This window comes from Mucilaginibacter phenanthrenivorans (genome assembly GCF_024721155.1).
GTDB classification, from domain to species: Bacteria; Bacteroidota; Bacteroidia; order Sphingobacteriales; family Sphingobacteriaceae; genus Mucilaginibacter; species Mucilaginibacter phenanthrenivorans.
The window spans coordinates 310,486-331,813 of record NZ_JAHVAP010000002.1 but is presented as its reverse complement, the minus strand read 5'-3'; the positions used below and the strand labels follow the sequence as shown (position 1 = coordinate 331,813).

The 21,328-nt window shown below is 39.6% G+C and carries 13 protein-coding genes; all 13 read right to left on the bottom strand.

The window, feature by feature from the left end; translation table 11 throughout:
- Positions 1-59: 59 nt before the first annotated feature.
- The 13 genes from KXD93_RS06100 to KXD93_RS06040 all read right to left on the bottom strand — a co-directional run bounded on the left by KXD93_RS06100 (position 60) and on the right by KXD93_RS06040 (position 21,232).
- Positions 60-1,274 carry a glycoside hydrolase family 27 protein gene (locus KXD93_RS06100; protein WP_258136035.1) on the bottom strand — a complete coding sequence of 405 codons (1,215 nt, stop codon included), beginning with the start codon at positions 1,272-1,274 and terminating at the stop codon, positions 60-62.
- Between the two features lie 120 nt (positions 1,275-1,394).
- Complete coding sequence (locus KXD93_RS06095; RefSeq protein WP_258136034.1) at positions 1,395-2,429, bottom strand: LacI family DNA-binding transcriptional regulator; 1,035 nt, start codon at positions 2,427-2,429, stop codon at positions 1,395-1,397.
- Positions 2,430-2,576: 147 nt separating this feature from the next.
- Positions 2,577-4,070 carry a right-handed parallel beta-helix repeat-containing protein gene (locus tag KXD93_RS06090; RefSeq protein WP_258136033.1) on the bottom strand — a complete coding sequence of 498 codons (1,494 nt, stop codon included), beginning with the start codon at positions 4,068-4,070 and terminating at the stop codon, positions 2,577-2,579.
- Between the two features lie 56 nt (positions 4,071-4,126).
- Positions 4,127-5,680 carry a right-handed parallel beta-helix repeat-containing protein gene (locus KXD93_RS06085; protein ID WP_258136032.1) on the bottom strand — a complete coding sequence of 518 codons (1,554 nt, stop codon included), beginning with the start codon at positions 5,678-5,680 and terminating at the stop codon, positions 4,127-4,129.
- A gap of 238 nt (positions 5,681-5,918) precedes the next feature.
- The gene (locus KXD93_RS06080; RefSeq protein ID WP_258136030.1) at positions 5,919-7,226 is read right to left on the bottom strand and encodes an IPT/TIG domain-containing protein; all 1,308 of its coding nucleotides are present in this window, start codon (positions 7,224-7,226) and stop codon (positions 5,919-5,921) included.
- 96 nt (positions 7,227-7,322) lie between these two features.
- The gene (locus tag KXD93_RS06075) at positions 7,323-9,161 is read right to left on the bottom strand and encodes a RagB/SusD family nutrient uptake outer membrane protein (protein ID WP_258136029.1); all 1,839 of its coding nucleotides are present in this window, start codon (positions 9,159-9,161) and stop codon (positions 7,323-7,325) included.
- Positions 9,162-9,203: 42 nt separating this feature from the next.
- On the bottom strand, positions 9,204-12,563 hold the full coding sequence (locus KXD93_RS06070) for a TonB-dependent receptor (protein WP_258136028.1): 3,360 nt from the start codon (positions 12,561-12,563) through the stop codon (positions 9,204-9,206).
- A gap of 197 nt (positions 12,564-12,760) precedes the next feature.
- A complete protein-coding gene (locus KXD93_RS06065; protein ID WP_258136027.1) occupies positions 12,761-13,942 on the bottom strand; it encodes a FecR family protein in 1,182 nt (393 codons plus the stop codon).
- Between the two features lie 161 nt (positions 13,943-14,103).
- The gene (locus tag KXD93_RS06060; RefSeq protein ID WP_258136026.1) at positions 14,104-14,691 is read right to left on the bottom strand and encodes an RNA polymerase sigma-70 factor; all 588 of its coding nucleotides are present in this window, start codon (positions 14,689-14,691) and stop codon (positions 14,104-14,106) included.
- Between the two features lie 391 nt (positions 14,692-15,082).
- Complete coding sequence (locus KXD93_RS06055; RefSeq protein WP_258136024.1) at positions 15,083-16,831, bottom strand: DUF4091 domain-containing protein; 1,749 nt, start codon at positions 16,829-16,831, stop codon at positions 15,083-15,085.
- Positions 16,832-16,890: 59 nt separating this feature from the next.
- The gene (locus tag KXD93_RS06050) at positions 16,891-18,180 is read right to left on the bottom strand and encodes a sugar MFS transporter (protein WP_258136022.1); all 1,290 of its coding nucleotides are present in this window, start codon (positions 18,178-18,180) and stop codon (positions 16,891-16,893) included.
- Between the two features lie 213 nt (positions 18,181-18,393).
- Positions 18,394-19,518 (bottom strand): phosphotransferase enzyme family protein, encoded by a 1,125-nt coding sequence (locus tag KXD93_RS06045; protein WP_258136021.1) that lies wholly within the window; start codon positions 19,516-19,518, stop codon positions 18,394-18,396.
- Between the two features lie 628 nt (positions 19,519-20,146).
- Positions 20,147-21,232, bottom strand: a complete 1,086-nt coding sequence (locus tag KXD93_RS06040; protein ID WP_258136020.1) for a substrate-binding domain-containing protein — start codon at positions 21,230-21,232, stop codon at positions 20,147-20,149.
- Positions 21,233-21,328: the final 96 nt, after the last annotated feature.

The window sequence follows — 21,328 nt, the reverse complement described above, 5'->3', positions numbered from 1 at the left end:
AACCACATTTTGGAACTATGGTTTAGCATTTAATCTTTCGGCTGATAATGCATAACTCCTTATAGCTTAGTTAATTTAATCATCATTACATCATGTACTCCCAAATCTGATTTTAATGCACGATTAGTATTACCTAAGGTTTTCTTCAGCCATAAATCATATATCTTATAAGCCGATGTATTAAAATCAATAATGATGCTTGATAAACCATCTTTTATCGGGTGATCCTTCCAGTTAAAAGTAATGGTTTTCTGCTTTGCAGATCTGTTTAAAAAACAAACGGCCAGTTCATTATTGGCTAATGGCTTTATCCAGATTTCCAATCCATCAAGTGCAGCATATTTAAACCCGGCAACCCCTAAAACATCCTGGTCTATAGCAATCGCATCCCCATTTGTCAAAATGGATTTAGTTTGGTCTGACATTTTACGAAGATCATTACCAGCCATTAACGGTGCAGCCAACATACACCATAGCGAAAAATGAGCCTTATCTTCATTATAGGTCATACCGTTCCCCACTTCCAGCATATCCGGATCATTCCAATGGCCCGGCCCGGAATATTGCCTCATTTCAGCTTGCTTATCAGCTATGCCCATAACACTCATTGCTTTCCATGTCCCTTTATCCACAACTCCGTCAAAGCCGGCGGCGATGTCGCCTGTGGTACGCCATAAATGCCCTATGTTAGTTGCCCATTCCCAGGGCTTATGGTTACCCCATTCGCATAAACTGAACACCATTGGCCTTCCGGCTACTTTAATAGCTTTACTCATAGTTGTATATGCTTCTTTAGCATCTAAACCGACTGTATTACACCAGTCGTATTTTAAGTAATCTACTCCCAGTGCTGCATAAAAACGGGCATCCTGGTACTCATATCCGCGCGTACCGGGATAACCTCCGCAGGTTAAGGTGCCCGCACAATTATAAATACCAAATTTTAAGCCTTTAGCGTGTACATAGTCCACAAATTTTTTCATTCCGCCTGGAAATTTTTGAGGATCGGGCACCAGGTTACCACTGCTATCCCTTTGCATAGCCATCCATCCGTCATCCAATATAAAATATCGGTAGCCGGCATCCTTCATACCCGAGGAGATAAAGGTGTCAACCATATTTTTAAGCATTTGCTCATTAATATTGGTTTGAAACGTATTCCAGGTATTGAAGCCCATAGGCGGCGTTTGTGCCAGTGCTTCAAATTTCTGAGCAAATAGGTTATTAAAGTTTAATAAAAATATAATCGCAGTGTATAAAAATGCTCGAATCATGAGGTATAGTTTAATAAGGATAATGTGCTGCCATTTTAAATTGACAAAGCACATTTTTAGTGATTTATTTGGGCAGATGTGTAAATAAAACCGTTTTGAACAATCGTATTTACATGTTCCTTATGCCATGGCCTTAACTGCGTGAGATACCATACTGGAATCAAATACAGCATGGTGAAAAACAGGAGTTAATGGTTTTTCTTTAATATGGTCATCAAATAGCCCGAAAAGTATTTCTGCTGCTTTTATGCCCTGTTTTTGGGGGAACTGTTCAATGGATGCAAGCGGTGAGTTATCCATAAAGCTCCAGATTGGTGAATTTGCAAAACTGATAAAGCTTATATCGCGATTAACAACCAGGTTGTGTGTTTTCACCAGTGCCATTGCATCACGTGCCACATAATCATTAAAAGTAATGATAGCCGTAGGCCTTTCTGCTAAAGATAATAGCTGCTGCGTGGCCTGGTGATTTTGCTCTGATGACAGATCCGAAGAAACGATCAGTTCCGTATTTATAGCTATCTGGTGATCATTAAGCCCCTTTTTAAAGGCATCCAGGCGCTCTTTACTTGCAACCAGCTGCGATGGGCCATTAATCAGCCCGATACTGCGGTGCCCTTTTTCTATTAAACAATCAATGGCCTGTAACATCCCTGATTGAAGATTACAAGCCGAATAATGTATATCCTCCATGCCGGGGATACGATCAAAAAACACGATGGGGATATTATATTTTTTCAGTTGTTTAAACACTTCAAAATCCGTAGTGTTTTTGCTTATGGATATGATAATACCATCTAACCGATGGTTTTTCATCGTTTCCAGGATCCGTTTTTCCTTTTCAGGATTTTCAAATGACTGCCCGATAAAAACATTATAATTCTTTTTGCTGGCATAATCTTCTATCCCGCTGAGAGCCGAGGAAAAAAATGCCTCAGAAAAATCAGGAAGAATGACGCCGATGGTAAATGTTTTTCGCTGCTTAAAAAATATGGCGGTTTCATTCCGTTCATAATTTAATTCGTTTGCCACCTTATTAACCCGCATTGTTGTTACGAGGCCGATGCTGGGGTGACCGTGAAGAGCCCGGGATACTGTTGAAGTACTTACTTTTAAGCGTTTAGCTATCTCTTTAATTGTGGGGATCTTTTCCATTTTGTAATCAAGATTAAAACAATGAGCATTTATCTATTTAGTCCAAAACATATAAACATTAAACGGTAAAGGATTATCATCACCACTACTGGATTTCAAGACTTAAATCCAAAGCGGGACGAATACATTTTATTTGCCACACATTGATCATTGATAAGCGCCTTTACTTATTTTATTATTTACAACACGTACATTCCCATCAAAATCAGTATTGCCGTTGACGGTATCAGATATTACCAACCCGCTATTTTTTGCCGGAGATGACAATTGCAAATGAAAATCAGGGGTAGGTGTGTTTATAAATAAAGGGTCTGTGCTATTTGTTGAATTAGTATCTCCGATGCAGGCCGCCTTCCATAAATTATAATCGGTATATAAAACGCCGTTCCAGGTCCACTGCGCACCGCCGGTTGTATAGTAAAGGTTATAGTCGATAATATTGCCAGATCCCGTAGCAGTGTATTTATGAATAAACATATCTGATGTACCTCCATAAATAACATTATTCTTTATAACATTATTTGTGCAGTCTTCCCTTATGCTTATCTCTCCTTCTATTTCACCAAAGGCACCTAAGGCCTGGTTGTTGTTGTACAAGGTATTATTCACTATGGCAGAATTACTTGTACCGCCACTTGTGTAGTTTAAATACCCACCCATGTAGATGCCTGCACACCAACAGTTATACACAAGATTGTTTCTTATGGTAACATGATCTGTAGGGAATCCATTTGTTTCGCTTACCGCACCAATACCCCGGTCAGTAATAGATACCCTGTTTTTTTCAACTACAACATTTCTGCCGCCATCCACATAAATACCTATGGCACCATGCCCCCCAAGCGGCCCCCTTTTACTTTCAATATTATAACAGGTATTGCCGCTGATAACACCATTTCGTGCATAATTAAGTGTGGGATCCGGATTGGCCGAATAGCCCCCCGCTGCATCAATACCAATGTTTTGAGCATTATAAATTGTATTGTTAGTAATGGTAAATCCATCAACATAGCCGTTAACGGTTAAGTTTTCGCCGTAGCCGGTTTTACAATCGTGTATAATATTCCCGGTAACCGTAATATTAGTTACGGGATCGGAAGTATCTCCAATAATTAAAATGGCATTCCCTCCTCCATTAAGCGGAAGCTGCGTATAATCAATACCATATATGGTGTTGTTTTTTATGGTAATATAATCAGAACCACCCTCAACCATAATGGCTTTGGGCTCACCGGTAGCAGTTTTAAGATTGCGTATTTCAAACCCATCCACTACTATAAACTTAGCCTTATCAACGGTTACCAGCGCCTCCCTGCCATTAACGCTAAAAGTACTGCCGTCAATGATAGGTTTTTCACCATGATAGGCTTTTAATGTAATATACTTATCCATCACCCCCGACCTGGGAAACACCACCTTTTCGCTGTATATGCCGCCTCTTACCATTACCGTATCACCGGGTATTGTATGGCTTAACGCGGTATTAATGGTTTGGAATGGCGCATCAATTGTCCCCTTATTTGATTCTAAACCATTGTTAGATACATAATAAACATGAACATTGCCGGAAGATACCGGCGTTACTGTATCATTTGGGCCTTTTTTGCTGCATCCAAATGCCAGTACTGCAAAACCAATCATTAAAAAAATAATAATATTACATTTCATTACCGTTCGCATTAAAATCAAAAAACACCTTACTGTTGTGCACCCTTACTTATTTTACTGTTCACAATACGCGTATTCCCATCAATATCTGTTACGCCATTTATAGCAGTTGAAATTACCAGCCCGGTATTTGTCGCAGGCGATGATGATTGTATGTGAAGATCAGGAAGCGATGTATTCACCAAAAGAGGGTCTGCGCCGTTTGATGAATTAGCATCATTACCACTGGCGGCCTTCCAGGCAATTAAATCAGTATACGGAGTGCCATTGGTACCGTTCCAGATCCACTGCGGTGTACCTGTGGTATAATATAAATTGTTATCAATAACATTATTGCTTCCCGTTGAGGTGTATTTGTGAATAAACAAATCAACCGGTCGTGCATATATAATATTGTTCTTTATCACATTACTGTCGCAATGTTCCGTAAGCCTGATCTCCCCTTCTATCTCGCCAAATGCCCCTGCAACACGGTCATTCTGGAACAACGTATTATTCACCACATAGCAGCTTTTAGTTCCGCCGGATGTATAATTTAAATAATCGCCCATGTATATGCCTGTACGATAGCAGTTATATATAAAGTTGTTTCGTACGATAGTGGTTTTGGTTGCATAAACGTTGCTTTCGCTCACCAACCCGATACCCCGGTCACTGTTATATACTTTGTTTCTTTCTATAATAGTGTTAGCGCCGCCACAAACGTAAATGGAGATAGCTCCATACCTGTCCGGTCCCCAAATTTCGGGAGTTCTGGTCATGGTGTTATCGTGAAACTCATTATCGCTTATCACACCATTACGGGCATAATTGGTAGCAACAACTCCCTTCGGATTAAGATTGTCGCCACCTGCAACAATAATCCCGATATTTTCCGTATCGTACACTTTATTATGGCTGAAGGTGAAGCCATCTATATTTCCAGCCAGCGTTACATTTTCGCTTGTACCTGTTTGTGTATCGTGTATATTACAACCTGTAATAGTCAAATTGCTTATAGGCCCTATGCCATTACCAATTACCAGGATGGCATGCCCGCTCCTCCAATTGTCCAGGGACGCGTTGCTTTTTATATTATAGATATTACAGTTCTTAATAGTTATATCGTGCGAGTCGCCGTTAATGGCAATGCCTTCGGGATCAGCATTAAAAGCCGACGTTGTAAGATTACATATGTCAAAACCTTCAAGCGAGATGTACTTTACATTACTTAGCGTAACCAATGGCAGCCAACCCGATACCGTTATTTTGCTTCCATCTATTAAAGGCTTTTCTCCGGGATATGCTTTTATCGTGATATTCTTATTCAGTAATCCCGACTTTGGAAATATCACTTGTTCATAATAAGTACCGCCCCTGACCATTACTGTGTCTCCGGCTGCCACATGACTTAAAGCGGTATTGATACTTTGGAAAGGGGCATTAATTGAACCTGTATTGGTTTCTGACCCATTAACAGATACGTAATAAATATGGGTCTTGGGTGTTGAAGGCGCCACGTCAGTATTGACAGCTTTTTTGCTGCAAGCCATAGCTTGTATTGTCAAGACCGTTATTGAGAAAATATTAAGATAAAATTTCATTGAAGTTGTTTTAAAATTAAAAAGCACTTGTTAGCTTTTATTCATTTAAGGTTGTTAACAGCTGAAAGATAGACGCTAAGTATAGAACCGCAGCAGAAAAACTCCTGCTACGATTACTATACACTCAAATCAAACTAACTATCTTTCGCATTGCTCCCGGGGCAGTGAAAAGGCCCTTGCCGGGAGGAGGTCATTAACAATGCTATTCGCGAAGCGGTAATTCTACAATTACCGGTTGCTATTCAGAGACGATTTTTCTTATCCTGTTATTAATTTTATCCAATACATACACAGTTCCGTTTTTGTCAACAGCAACGCCGGTTGGTGCAGAAAAAAGCGCAGATCCTCCTATTCCATCCGCGTAACCACCCGTACCGCTTCCCGCAAACGTGCTGACAGCAAAAGCGCCGGCCTGCACAAAGCGGATACTTTCGTCGGGATTGTCGCTATACCCTGTTCCGTTGCCAGCTACATAAATATTGTTGTTATTATCGACCGCAATGCCAAATGGATTTGAAAACTGTGCCACAGTAGCAGCCCCATTCAGGTAACCTGCAACGCCCAACTTCCCGGCAATAACACTGCCCTGCCACGTACCGGCTGTAAATTTTTCGATAACCTGGTCTCCACTAATTGATGCATATAGGTTGCCTGTTTTATCAAATGCGATACCTGCGGGACTATTAAGAGCCGACACAACTTGATTAGTTGTCCATTGAGCCGTTACCTGGTAAATATTCCCTGGATTATGAAGTCCGCAATAATAAATATAGCCGGTAGTTTTGTCAACAGCTACGCTCCATGGCTCCTGATTTGCCCATGCCCAGGTAGTAGCAGTACCATCAGGGCTTATTTTGCGAATATCATAATTCCCCGGATCGACAGAATATACATTACCCTGGGCATCAACGGCTACGTCATAAGGTATAGAAAACCGTGCTGCTGCACCCTTCCCATCAGCATATCCTTCACCAGCCTGCGGATTACCGGCAAGGGTAGTTACATTACCTGCCGTATCTATTTTACGGATACAATGATTACCCACATCGGCTACATAAATATTTAAATTGTCATCAACAGCTATACCCTTGGTCCTGTACCAGCTTTGGCTGCTAAAATCAAACATGGCATCTGTTCCCTGGCCATTGGCAAAGCCGGCCGTACCCGATCCTGCCAGTGTACTAACCGTGCGTGTATATTGATAATTAAAAACACCTGCCGATGTCGTGTTCCCGGTTCCTATAGTCACCGTAATTGGCCCGGTACCAACCTTTTTGGGTACTACTACCATCATTTGATTAGTGTTGGATGCGATAATTTTAAGTTTTTTACCATTTATGGTAACCGATAATTGTGAGGTATCGCTTGTGAAGTTACTTCCGCTGATCAGCACTTCTGTGCCACCGGATCCTATTTGCGGTTCAAATGAACTGATCACGATAGGTGACAATGCGTTATGCCCAGCCGCTTTTTCCTTTTTACAGCTTGCAAAAGCCAGCAGGATGAAGCCAGTAACCGCAATTATATGTTGATATGTATGTTTCATATTATTTATAATATCTATTAGTTAACAACTATACTTTTATATATTAACAAACTGTGAGTCAGATATTTCCTACTAACAACCCAGACAAGGCCTGTATTACCAACCAGGATTTTGCACTAATGATCTATCCCTGTCAATTTCATATTGGGAAATAGGGAAAAGATACATTTTGTCCTTCCAAACTCTACTTTGGTAAAGTGTCCTGGTATAAAAACCTGTAAACCCAAATCCCTGTCCCAAATCATCAGCACCGGTATTCATTGAATATATTGCCTGGTTTACCGGAAGCCCCAATAATTTTCTCCGCACGAGGGTAAAATATCTATCTCCTTCAAAACAAAGTTCTACCTGGCGCTCGTGTAAAATATGAATCCTCATTTCACTTTGATTGCCAACAGCTTCAGGATAGACAGTTTCTATTCCAGGCAGCCCTGCCCTTGTTCTAACCTGGTCAAGGTATCTGACAATATCTGCGTTTGAGGGATCATATTCGTTCAGGGCTTCCACATAATCAAGCAATATTTGTGAATAACGCAAGATTATATAGGGCCTGTAAACATTTATTTGATCTAATCTTATATTATCATTCGGGCTTATGTTTTTAAGTATTCCATAACCTGTTGTAAGACCTGTACCGGCAGCTTTCTGACCGGATTTGCCACTGTAGTAATACTCCGACCTGCCGGTTCCATCCACATTACCGGCTGAAGAAAAGTAATTTTTATCATCAACTGTAGGCGCATCCAAAACAGGGCGGGCGTTATAATTAATATAGGCATAGAACCGCGGCTCGCGATTGGCATACATGTTATACTGGCCCTTACTTTGCTCCCATGAATTTGCCCCGTCAGCTTGAGCAAATCCTGTTTCCTTGTATCCCGATTTAGGATCGGTGATGGTTCTGCCATTGTTCATGTTAAATCCATCAACAATATTTTGGGTAGCGTCATACAGATCATAACCACCGGGAGCCGGCGATGCGCATTTTGTTATTCCATAAATATACCATGCATTTCTTGTAAATATGATCTCGTTATTCCAGTTAGTAAGGAATACATCACGTACAGATAAATATGGATTAAATGTTGTTCCGCCTTCGTCAAGGTTTGTAAATAATTTATAAGAACCCAAATCAATTACCGCCTTAGCAGCTGTTGCTGCCGTTTTCCATTTATTAACATCATATTGTGCAGCATTTGTTAAGAGTGTTCCGTCCTGGTTTTTAAAGTTTGCGAAGGCACTGTTGCCATTCCATAACGGGCTTGCCGCCAATAAAGCTAATTCTGCTTTAACTGCCAGGCATGAGCCTTTTGTTGGGCGGCCATCATTACTATTAGATGCCCATGTAGCCGGTAAATTAACAGCGGCTTCATCCATCATCTGGTTCACATAATCTACACATGTTTCAAAGGAGGACCGGGGATATTTGTTAAAATCATCATTTAAACTTAATGCACCTGTTAATTTTACAACGGGGCCATACTGTTTCAGTAACTGCCAGTAAAAGTATCCGCGTAAAAACTTAGACTCAGAAATATATTGATTTTTCAGAGCGTCGCTTAATACATTAGAAGGCGCCCTGCCAATATTTCCTTCAAAAATAAATGATGCCCTGATACCCTTATAAAGGGTGCCCCAATAATCAAAATAACCGTTTACCGGGCTCCAGTTACCGCTGGTCATTTGAAATATAGGGTAACTGTGATTTGATGTAGTGCTTTCATCAGATCCGCCAACGCTGGTATAATCTACACCATCAGTTTCGGGGATATAGCTGTATATATTATACAGGTACGATTCGAGATTTGCCCTGTTGTTCCAGATCAACTGGTCTGTAATTAAATTATCCGGTTTTTTGTTCAGATAATTACAGGAAGATAAACAGGAGGTTAGAATGAATATTCCAACAACCATAAGTAATACATATTTTTTCATATGAAATATTTTTATTGTATTTATTATCGACTAATAGTTGTTTTAAAACGCGGCTTTTAACCCCAAAGCAAATATCCTTACCGGTGGATAACCTGCGCCATCGGACCCTAATTCAGGATCCCATAATTTAAATTTGGAAAAGGTTAGGATGTTTTGACCTGATACATATAAGTAAATAGAACCTAGCCCCATTTTCTTTTTCAGAGACTCTGATGTATACTTATAGCCCAGGGACGCCTGTTTCAACCTTACATAGCTGCCATCTTTTTGCCACCATGTACTTGGCTGGTAATTATTACTGTTTTGGTTAGAAATACCTAAACGCGGATAAGCAACATTCTGGCTCGGATTATCAGGTGTCCACCTGTTTGCAATAATTGCAAGCGCACCCGAGGAATAGGAACCGCTGCCGGTAAAGGGAACTATACCGACACCACTGGATGTACCACTGGGGCCTGTTATTGCAGCGCCATTTGCCATAATCATAACATTAGCCGTACCCTGGAAGAACATTGAGAAATCAAAATCATGATACCCAACTGTAAAACCGGAACCGTATAAAATGGTAGGAATATCAGATTTACCCGTGTAAACCCTATCATAGCTATCTATAACACCATCACCATTTACATCCTTATATTTAATATCACCCGGCCTTAAAAAACTACCAAACTGACTTGGGCTTTTATCAATATCAGCCTGATCCCTAAATAGTCCTTCGGAAACATACACCAGGTTGTCGCCGAATTTATGACCGGTTGACTGTTGATAGGCATACAGTTGTTTAGGCTCGTCCTGTTGTATAATTTTGTTATTATTGTACGTAAAGTTACCATAGAGACGAACGGATACCTTTCCAAAATTTTGGTTATATTCAATATTTGCATCTATACCATGATTGCTCATTTCTCCTAAGTTGGAGAAGATAGTACCGCTTACGCCCAGGATACTTGACAACGAACTGCGTGCCACCAAAATATCCTTTCTTCTTTCTCTAAAGGCATCAATGGTTATACTTATTTTGTTAAACAAACCTAACTCGAGGCCAATATCATCCTTTGTTGATTTTTCCCATGTAAGATTTTGTACACCGATTATATTTTCTTTTATGCTTGAAAAGCTAGTGCCGTTATAACCCAACTGGATATTACTGCCACCGCCATACTGGGTAATGTAAGGAAACCTGGATAAGCCATAACGTGAGCCAATCTGATCGTTACCAACAACGCCGTGCGATCCCCTGATTTTAAACAGGTTAACCGACTTTGCCAAATCCTTGAAGAAACTCTCCCTGGATATTACCCAAGCTGCAGAAACTGAAGGGAAGAACCCAAACCTTTTACCGGGCTGGAAATTTTCTGAACCGGTATAACCCGCGTTAATCTCTGCCAGGTATCTATCATCATAACCGTAGGTAATTCTTCCTGCCATGCCCTGGTTATTATAAGGAATAGAGTTGATAACATCACCTGCAGTACTTAATATCCTCGAACGCATGTTATAAAGAAACAATCCCCCGAAGCGACTCTTACCAAAAGCACAGTCGTAGGTAACATTGGTTTCCAGGTACATTGTTTTTTCGGCCGATGTTGAAGTGCCAAAACCTAAAAATTGTTGCCCGATCCTGGAGCGTCCATATATCAAATTGCCCTGGGCGTCTCTTCCGGTAGCTAAGTAAAGATCGTCGGCCCCTGTCCTGTTGTTATCACTCTCGCTATACGAGTCGAACGAAAACCTTGCTAAAGCACTTAAGCCTTTGGTAAAGGAGTCGAGATTTTGGGTAAGTGAAAAAACAGATTGTATTGCCGGATGGAACTCTGTAGTATAGCCGGAATTCTGAACATCATTAGCCGGATTTGAACCGCCATTATTGTAAGGACCGGCCCATTTACCATCGGGATATTTAATAGGATAAGCATTAGGCGGTGTTGAGTACGCCTCATACCATACGCTTGACGCTGAAAGGCCGGGGTAACGGCTTGAAACCAGCATCGCATCCAGGTTCATACTAAGCAAAGTAGTTTTGCTTACATCAATATCTACGTTAGTCCTGAAATCATACCGTTTAAAATTAAGGTTAGGATTATAACCATTTTGACTGGTTACCTTATAACTGCCGTCCTGGTCATAAAACGAAGATGAAACGTAGTATCTAACCGATTTAGCCCCGCCGGTAACATTCAGGTTTGCATTATAACCAGGCGCCCATTTTTTATAAACAGAATTTATCCAGTCAACATTAGGATACAAATACGGATCAAGACCGCTCTTGGTTTTATCTATAGTTTCCTGCGAATAAACTACCGGGCCGCCGCCATTTGTACTTGCCTCGTTATATAGCTGCATCCATGATACTGCATCGAGCATTTTAGGAGTCTTGGTTAAGCCAGACATGGAAGACTCTATTTTAAGCGAGATCTTAGGATCGCCGGCTACGCCTTTTTTGGTGGTAATAATTAAAACGCCATTTGCCCCCTTAGCACCATATAATGCCGTAGACGAAGCATCCTTAAGAATGGAGATACTTTGTATATCCTCCGGGTCAATATTGTTGTAAGCGCCCCCATAGGTACTGTTTACGTCATCACGCTGTACACCATCTATTATAATAAGGGGAGTTGAATTACCTGTAAAGGTACCTATGCCCCTTATGGTAAATGATGCATTATCATAACCCGGCTCGCCGCTTCGTTGTACAGATATAACACCTGCAACCTTACCTGCCAATGCATTTGACAGTGAACGCTCAGAAGTTGTAACGTCGGCTACATTTACGGTAGTAACAGCCCCGGTTATTGTTAATTTCTTCTGTTTACCATAAGCTACTACTACTACTTCGTTAAGTGCCGTATTATCTTCCTTTAATTGAATAGTTAATGGAGATATTCCTGCGGTAACGGCAATTTCCCTGGTGATGAAACCGGCAAATGAAACAACAAGGACGCTATTAGGATCAGCCTCGATGGTAAATTTACCGTCAATATTAGTTATTGTACCTTTACTTGTGCCTTTAATACGCACACTTGCACCAGGTAATGGACCTTTTGAATCAGTAACAGTACCTGAAATTTTTATTGCAGCTATTGGCTGGGTTATTAGGTTGATAGGTTTAGGTTTAATAATAATTGTGTTGTCGTTTATGCTATAGATAAACGGCTGACCTGTAAATGCCAGTTTTAATACTTCGTCTAATTCGGTATTCTGAACACTAATACTTACCGGGTTAGCCTGCTTAATTAACTTTGAATTATAGAAGAAATCATATCCGCTTTGTTCCCTAATTTCTTTCAGGACCTTTTCTAAGGGAGCATTTTTTTCTGATAATGTAATTTTTTGTGCATAACCTGTAGAAGCACTAGCCTGAAGTATGGTTGCTATCAACAAAATGATGGATAGTTTCATAATCAACAAAGCTTTATTTTTTATACAGCAGACTCTGTATAAACTTATTTCATAACATTTCATACATTTGAACTTGTTTGGGTTTAAGGTGTAATTGGACTACGAATTTAGTTTCATGGTAAGCCCTAACTCTTTAGTCGGGAGTGTTCCAGCACTTCCGGCTTATTTTTTAGGTTACCTTAATGGGAGGGTAATTTTCACTGCATAATGGTAACTCTCCTTCCTTCAATTTTAATTTTAACATTTCCTGTTTGTTCTATTATTTTCAATGCCTGGCTTAAGCCTTTTGAGCGCGACACTATACCTCCAAATCTTAAATTATCAACGTTGCCCTGGTATTCCACGTCAACATTATACCAACGGGCAAACTTGCTCATAATGCTTTTCAAGTCTTCGTCAACAAAAAGGAAATAGCCATTTTTCCAGGCAACCACCTCTTCTGTATTAACTTGTTGTACAGAAAATGAATTATTGGAGTAATTAATATTGGATTGCTCTCCCGGTTTTAACAATTTCGATTGATTAGTTTTGGTAGACAATACCTTAACGGAGCCCTCTAATAAAGTAGTTTTAACCGAAGTTTCATCCGTGTAAGAACTGATGTTAAAGTGTGTACCTAAAACCTCAATCACCTGGCTGCTGCTTACAACCCTGAATGGTTTTTTAGGATTTTTAACCACTTCAAAATAAGCCTCTCCGGTTAATTCAACGCTGCGCACATCACCAGTAAAATTTGTAGGGTACCGAAGCGAGGAACTTGCATTTAACCAAACTTTTGAACCATCAGGCAAATCAACCTGGTACTGGCCGCCTTTTGGGGTTTCAACCGTATTGTATGCTAGTTGAGCTGAAGTTTTTGAATCAGATGATGAATTTTCAACGGTGTAAATCAATTGACCATGGGCGGTTTTGGCGATCTTTACACCTGTTTGTTTAGCTAATACGCTGTCGGCGGCATCATCTAAGGCAATTTTTGAACCGTTGGCTAACGTTAATAAAGCTTTGTTTCCCCCGGGGGCAATGTCATTCTTAATTAAAGACCTGGCTTTATCTTTAGTTAACAGATACGAATTGTCATGCTTTAGGTAAAAAAACAACGAAGATGAGGCGATCAACAAAAAAATCACAGATGCTGCTACAAACCATCCCCTTAAAAAAATAATCTTTTTAGGTACGGATTCACGCGCTTTTATCTCCAATAATACCTTGCTATAAAGCTCAGCCTTAACACTATCTTTATCGCCCATCAAATGCTCATCCCATTTCAATTCGTTTTTTTGAAGCGTATTGTAATAGTCTAGCAAAAGCTTTTCTTCTTCTGCAGTAGCCTGGTTTAAAAGGTATTTGTTTATTAAGTCTAGTAGTATTTCTTTTTCCATTGGGTGGTTATTATATGTAAGTACCCAAACATGGGGTGCACCCCCAAAGGAATTTGAAATATTTCTATAACGTTAACAAATCATGATCTTTTTGGGAGATAAACAAGGAATTGTATTAAAAAAGAAGAGGATAAATGTAAGTCAGCGCAGGAAGAAAAACATCAGAACCATCGCCCGCATAAAATAATTGCAGCCAGGCAAACAAAGTCACCCAGTGTCTTGCGTAAGCGGTTCAAAGCTACAGTTAATTGATTTTCAACTGTTTTTGGCGCAATCCCCAGCCGTTCAGCAATTTCTTTGGTCGATAAATGTTCCTTACGACTCATAACAAATATTTGACGGCATTTCTCAGGCAATTCAGCAATCCCCTGTTCCAGCAAGCGGTTAATGTCTTTTTCAGATAAAATATCTTCGCCGCCGTTATTACTAAAAAGTGCTTCCAGTCTATTAAAAAGATCAGCTTTTACTTTACCTGAGCGAATAATATTAAACACCTGGTAACGAACTGAAGTATGTAAATAAGCATTTAAAGAAGTGAGCTGCAGATTCGCACGTTTCATCCATAGGCTTACCAATACTTCCTGGGTAATATCTTCAGATGCCTGGCGGTCTCTTAAAATGTTGTATGCTGAAAGATAAAGTTTTGACCAATATTTATTATAGATACGTTCAAACGCCCCAAGATCATTCTCTTGAATCAATGCTATCAGTTGCTCGTCTGACAATAACTGAACTTCCAGGCTATTCATTCCGCACTATAAAATTTATCAAAGAATATATTTTTCTTTATTTTTAAATATTAAGACCCTTACTATTAAGGATTCTATTTAAAGTCAGCACGAAAACATCATTTGCCTTAAAAAACCGGCCTTTTAATCCTTACATCCTTTATCCATGTGGATTTATCCCGTATTTTGGATAGTACTTTAAGTTGTCACTTTGAGTAATAAATCAATAATTTACCTCCTTGTATTCGCCTGCTTATGCCACTGGAAGTATGCAGCCAAAACGGGCTATAAAATGCCTGAAATTTTCAACTTCTTTAACCCATTTTAGTATACCTTTCAGACGATAGTAAATAAAGTCAAAAAAAAACTAAAAAAGAAGGGAATAAGAAATAAATGAACATTTTTAAACTATCTATAACTTGTTTAACTTATCCTGGGAAGTATGAAGAATTTCAGCTGCATTTTTATTCTTTAGTTCCCGAATATCAAAACCACTCAGTATATTTTCAAGAAGGCGCAATTTATCCTGTCGATTGTTTTTTATAAAATCCTCCCTCAGCACGCTGATTTTTTCAAAATCCTGAACACCTTCAATTAACCGCTCAAAGCGAATAGAAGACCGCAGAGCCGGATATACCAAATAAGCATCTCCGGATGACCAGGATCCAAACCGCGTATCATGTAAGGAATCTTTTGTCCAGCAATTGTAAGCCCACCTCAGGTACCCGTCGTATCCTTTATATGCGGCATACCATGCCAGCCAAACAGATTCTGCGGGTTCAGAAAAGGTGAATGTATTGGGATGCCCTTCTGTGCAGCAAGTATAATAAGTGGTATTAAATCCTGCTTTTTTGCGCGAAAGCATGGTTGCGCTATCTATTACCTGGTTTGAGGCCACGCTGTAATCCACCAGATCACGTTCAATTTCCGGATGATAGTTCCCTGCCAATGAAATCTTAAAATCCTTATCGGCGCTTTTTATTAAGGCTATAGCTTTTTGCATATCTGCCATAGCCCTTTCGTCCATTGCAATAGTGGTTTTATTAAACCATCCTTTTTCTTTAAGGTGGGCGGCAAAATTAGCCAGCATGGGACGCCAATGCGCATCATATTCCGGCGTACCAGGCTTAGCCATGATTACTGTATCTTTCCCCAGGGCTTCGTCATAATAGTGGAATTTCAAATTCCAGGGGATCATACTGTAGCAGTTGATAAACTTATTAATCCCCAGTGACATCATAAAAGACACCCATTTATCAAAAACCGTATAATCATAAGTCCATGAACCATTCTTACTTTTAGTCCATTTTACCATTGAGCCATAAACGTCATACGTTTGGCTGTTCCAGGGGTCATGGATAAGTGTGGTAGTAATTGCCTTCTGACCGGCATTTGCCAGCATTTTCATGTAAGGGCGCATAATGTCGAAGTGTTGCTTCGACCAGGCTTTTACACCATACACCCGGGCAACCGAATAGGGGTTTTGCCACAGATCCAAATGAAATTTCCAGTGTTCCGGTGCAGGCAGGGTATGATTGAGTACTTCTATGGTATAATGCAAAATGGCAGGATACTTATTTGTCCCTTCCCTAACTTTTACATAGCCGTTATAAGTACCTTCAACCGCGTTAGCAGGCACCTTAATGCTTAACCAAACAGGCCGGGTAGTATTTTTAGCTACGGGAAGTGATTTTACCGGGTCAATAACATCAGCTACCAGGGAGGAATCATGCCCAGGCTGGATTCCGCACCCTCCGCCTTCATTGTTCAGTCCATCAGCCATCACATAGCGTACAAAATTTGCACTGATGTTTTTTTCAGGGATTTTATGCCCTTTGCTGTCTTCAAGTTTACTCCATTCAAAACTTAATTGCTCCAGGTCACGCGTAGTCCATACAAGGAATTGCGTATGAACCATCTCGCCCTTCCATGCCCTGGTTTGCCATTGGGTTTGCAAGGGAAGTATAGAAGGAGCATTGCGTTTATCATAACGAATATCGGTTGAACCAAAACTTACATAAACACCGGGTTTTAATGCGCTCCATGTTTCTTGCTGAACAGGCTTTGGGTCAGGAAGCTCCTCGTAAGATCCGACAATTTTAGACTGCGCCGAAACAACAGCACTAAATAACAACAGTATTATTGTAAATTTCATCATCATATTTCATTTTTTCGGATCAACGGTATCATTAAAAAATAGCCTCCGGCACCCCATCGAACTCAACTCCTTATTTTATGCCCCAGGGTTGCATAGTATCCAATAAACACATAACAGGGCACTAGTATCCAATACGCTTGCTGTGCATTTACGACATCAACCAAACGGCCGTATAGCAAGGGTATTAACGCACCTCCGGCTATAGCCATAATCATGAATGACGAGCCCATTTTAGTAAAACGACCCAGATCTGCAATAGCCAGCGGCCATATTGCAGGCCACATCAGTGAGTTTGCAAGGCCCAGCAATGCAATAAACATTACTGAAATATAACCGTGCGTAAATATCGCTGCAATAGAAAACACTACACCCAAAACAGCCGAAACCCTTAAAGCCTTATCCTGGGTAAAATATTTAGGGATACAAATAATCCCTATGATATAACCAACAATCATGGATACCAAAGTACAGGCAGTAAAGAATTTAGCAGTTGATAAAGCTATTCCCTGCGATGCCCCGTAACTAATAATTGAATCACCGGCCAGTACCTCTACTCCAACATACAGGAACAAGGTCAGTACCCCTAACAATAAATGCGGAAATTGAAAAACACTGGTTTTGTGCGTATTGGCGGCTGCAACAGTCTCGTCTTCATGATCGGTATCTATTTCGGGCAAACCAGAAAAGAAGATTAAAATACCCAATACCACCAAAACAATAATTATCAATATATATGGAAGTATTACCCGGTGGGCCAGGACATTTAACTCCATGGCTTTTTGGGCAGCGCCCATATTTACCAGGCGTTTTATTAATTCATCAGCACCTTTTAAGGTAATAGTACCTAAAGCAACGGGAGCTATTGCGCCTGCTATTTTATTACAGATGCCCATAATGCTTATCCGCTTAGCAGCACTCTCACGTGGGCCAACAATAACTATATAAGGGTTTGAGGCGGTTTGTAAAACAGCAAGGCCAGTACCCTGAACAAACAATCCAAGCAAAAACAAGCTATATATACGCGTAATAGCTGCAGGTATAAAAATCAAAGCCCCCACTGCCATAATAAACAATCCAACCGACATTCCCTTTTTTAAACCCGTTAGTTTTAGCACCCAGGCGGAGGGGATTGCCATTACCAGGTAGGCTATGTAAAAAGCAAATGCCACTAAATAAGCTTCAAAATTATTTAGCTCACAAGCGATCCTCAGATACGGGATGAGAACAGAGTTTAGCCAGGTAACAAAACCGAAAATAAAGAACAGGGCACCGATGATCACAATAGGATTTAGACCTTTTTTTTGAGAAGGGAGAGGCTCAACTAAAGTTTTTGAAAGTGTAATTTTTGTCATTAGTACTGGTTAATGTGTCTGTTTAATTTTATTGTGCCAACCTGATAGTCTAAACGGTTAAACATTTATGCCCATAACGGAGCCATGGCGCCATTCCGATAGGATTCTTTTTCTGACTATCTAACAAAAAAGACAGATGCGCTGTAGGGCTAACTTTACTTACATCTCCTAAAAATGACACCATGAGTTCCTTCATTTAATTTCGGATGTTAATTACTGGGGTACACTTACTATATTTTGAATTATTTGATCTAAAACATCATATTCTTCCTCAAGCTTTTTAAGTAATTGCAACTGGGCCCTGGTCCGTTGTAAATTATGTTCAGGAAAATGGATCTTGTAATAAACATCGCCCTCTATATAATCCGTAAGGAAACGGATAACCTGGATATAGGGTATTAACAAAACCCCCATTAAAAGCGACTTAACCTCTACGTCTGATAAAAAGCTACAAGCACCTTTAAGATATCCCTCCGTATAAGCCTTAAACAGCGGGAAGCTGAGCTTTATTTTTTGAAGATCCTCCTCGTCTTCGGCCGCTGTATTAATAATAGTGCGGATAGCATCCCCAAAATCATACGCTATATAGCCGGGCATAACGGTATCGAGGTCAATTACACACTGTTCACGATCATTAATATCAAGTAATATGTTATTGAATTTAGTATCGTTATGGATAATACGCAGTGGCAGTTTACCTTCTTTTCCTAAATTTATGATAGTGGCCATCGAACCAGCTCTTTCGATTACAAACTCTAATTCAGACAAAACATCCTTAACTCTGTTTTTCGGATCGGCCAGTACTGCTCTGTTTAAACGGTCCAGCCGCGTAGTTACGTTATGAAAACCGGGTATGGTTTCATGAAGTAAACTGGCATCAAGATCTGATAACAATAGCTGAAACTTCCCAAATGCCTTGCCTCCTTCATAAGCCTGTTGTTCAGTTAAAACCATGTCGTAACTTTTGGTATCCTTCAAAAAACAATACATTCTCCAGTAATGGCCGTCTTTATCACAAAAAAAACTTTGCTCATCCCTTGTCGAAACTATTGTGAGTACTTCCCTTGCAGGATTTGAACCCGGTATTTGCGCCAGTTTTCCTTTAAGGTGATTGGTTACCAGTTGTACATTCCCCATCAGGGCCGGAACATTTTTAAATACATAATGATTGATACGTTGAAGCAGGTAACCAGGTAGTGCAGGGTCGCTATTTTTAACGTGAAATGTATCATTAATGTGGCCTGAACCATACGGAACAATAGCGGCGATATTTCCTTCAATGCAAAAATTGGATACTATCTCAGAAATATTATATGACATTTTTTCTTTTTTGTTCATTTTAGATTAATTCTCAAAGCATACATCGCTTAAACACTTAAATAGCTTAATATTCGGCAGGTTTCCTTTTTCATATTACCCGGCTAATATTTCATTTCAGACTGTCGAACATTGCCGGAATTCACCACCATCATTATCCAGGTGTATGTGATAAAATTTCGAACAATAACCGTCGACAACAATTGCTCCATATGTAACATAGTGTCCTAGAACAATTAAATGTATTCGCACACATTTACATATTATAAACACTTGATTACAAATATAAAAATATTTATGTGCCCGCACACATTTTAAGGAATTTTATTAAAAAAATAATTTCCCAATCCAAATACACATTAATTTATCTTATATCAGGCTATTTTTCCAGACGGAGCTAAACATCATATTCAGAAGTAAACATTTGAGAAAGATCAGAACATCGGAGAAGTCTATCAAAACTTCTCTATTTAAAGCCTTAGATACTACATTGGATTAATCATAAAATCTGGTTAGACAGATCACCACTTTCTGTTACAAACACCAATTGACTTGGTTTAAAATACAAATCCATAATGAATTACCTTGGCAAAAGCAATTCATTATGGATTAAAAATGTGCGTAAGCGCTACAGGAATATTAGCGAAAATCAAATATCTAAATAAACAGTATCCTCATCATCTTTATAATAATTCACATTTTCTTTGGTAACTATATCAAGTGGAAGATATTTGATAATAGGAACTTCCTTTTTAAATACAAGGTGGTCTGTTAACTGATAAATACCCCAGTAGCCCTGCCCCTTAGGGTTTTGGTTAATCAGGAAACTAATTGCCCCTTTATTCAGAAAATACAAATTTTGAGGCAGTAAATCATATCCTATTATTTTGATATGCTTTATATGCCGCTGCTCCAGGTGCCTGGCAATTTCATATGCTTTTGATGTTGTTACAAAAATACTGGCCATATCTGGTGTGCTATCAATAACAGCATCAAGCTGTGTTATAAACAAAGCCGCATTTGCCCTGTTTAATTCAATTCTTAAAATTTTGTATTGGTGTTCCAGGTTATTTTGAGAAAAATAATTGCGAAATCCCTGCTCTTTTTTTAAAAGGTGGGCGGCATTACTTATTTCTTCATCAATATGTGCAATTAACACCGAACAAGGCTCCGGCTGACCATAATGAATAAGTTTTCCGGCCAAAAAACCACTCTGATAAGAATCCTGACCAATATAACTTAGGGGCTCGTATTCGGTAATTTGGGTATTAAACAACACAAATGGAATTTCGGCTACCTTCCATTTTTCGAAAAATGGCAGTGTTTCCCTGTAGAATATAGGGGATAAAATTATGCCATCCGGATTATCCTTTGTTAATTGACTGGCATTTTTTATAAATGATTCCACATCGTAGGGATCAAATACATATTGCTGAACAACAATGCCGTATTGTTTCAGATCCTTCTCCGCCTTTTCAATGCCTGCTTTAGGGGCGTACCAATAGGAGTCGCTTTTATGATCTGGAATTAATGCAGCAATTTGATATATTTTATTGGAACCCAGTGCTCTTGCCATAAGATTTGGCTCATAATCCATCTCTTCAATGATCTTAAGGATCTTCTCCTCTACCTTCTTTGACACGCGTCCCCGCTTATGCAATACCCTGTCAACTGTACCTGTTGAAACCTTCGCTTTTTCGGCAATATCTTTAATGCGTACAATTTTATTCTTCATATTGAGCTTTGATGTAAAAAAGATAGCAAATGTAATTTAATATAGTTTCATCACATTATGCAGCTAAAATTTAGTGGAATTTAGCGCTTTATCAAA

Bases quoted from the DNA above. Each gene is read 5' to 3' on its own strand.
- KXD93_RS06070 (WP_258136028.1), bottom strand. From the start codon at position 12,563: ATGAAACTATCCATCATTTTGTTGATAGCAACCATACTTCAGGCTAGT.
- KXD93_RS06090 (WP_258136033.1), bottom strand. From the start codon at position 4,070: ATGATTGGTTTTGCAGTACTGGCATTTGGATGCAGCAAAAAAGGCCCA.
- KXD93_RS06100 (WP_258136035.1), bottom strand. From the start codon at position 1,274: ATGATTCGAGCATTTTTATACACTGCGATTATATTTTTATTAAACTTT.
- KXD93_RS06095 (WP_258136034.1), bottom strand. From the start codon at position 2,429: ATGGAAAAGATCCCCACAATTAAAGAGATAGCTAAACGCTTAAAAGTA.
- KXD93_RS06045 (WP_258136021.1), bottom strand. From the start codon at position 19,518: ATGAACAAAAAAGAAAAAATGTCATATAATATTTCTGAGATAGTATCC.
- KXD93_RS06075 (WP_258136029.1), bottom strand. From the start codon at position 9,161: ATGAAAAAATATGTATTACTTATGGTTGTTGGAATATTCATTCTAACC.
- KXD93_RS06080 (WP_258136030.1), bottom strand. From the start codon at position 7,226: ATGAAACATACATATCAACATATAATTGCGGTTACTGGCTTCATCCTG.
- KXD93_RS06060 (WP_258136026.1), bottom strand. From the start codon at position 14,691: ATGAATAGCCTGGAAGTTCAGTTATTGTCAGACGAGCAACTGATAGCA.
- KXD93_RS06050 (WP_258136022.1), bottom strand. From the start codon at position 18,180: ATGACAAAAATTACACTTTCAAAAACTTTAGTTGAGCCTCTCCCTTCT.
- KXD93_RS06085 (WP_258136032.1), bottom strand. From the start codon at position 5,680: ATGAAATTTTATCTTAATATTTTCTCAATAACGGTCTTGACAATACAA.
- KXD93_RS06055 (WP_258136024.1), bottom strand. From the start codon at position 16,831: ATGATGATGAAATTTACAATAATACTGTTGTTATTTAGTGCTGTTGTT.
- KXD93_RS06040 (WP_258136020.1), bottom strand. From the start codon at position 21,232: ATGAAGAATAAAATTGTACGCATTAAAGATATTGCCGAAAAAGCGAAG.
- KXD93_RS06065 (WP_258136027.1), bottom strand. From the start codon at position 13,942: ATGGAAAAAGAAATACTACTAGACTTAATAAACAAATACCTTTTAAAC.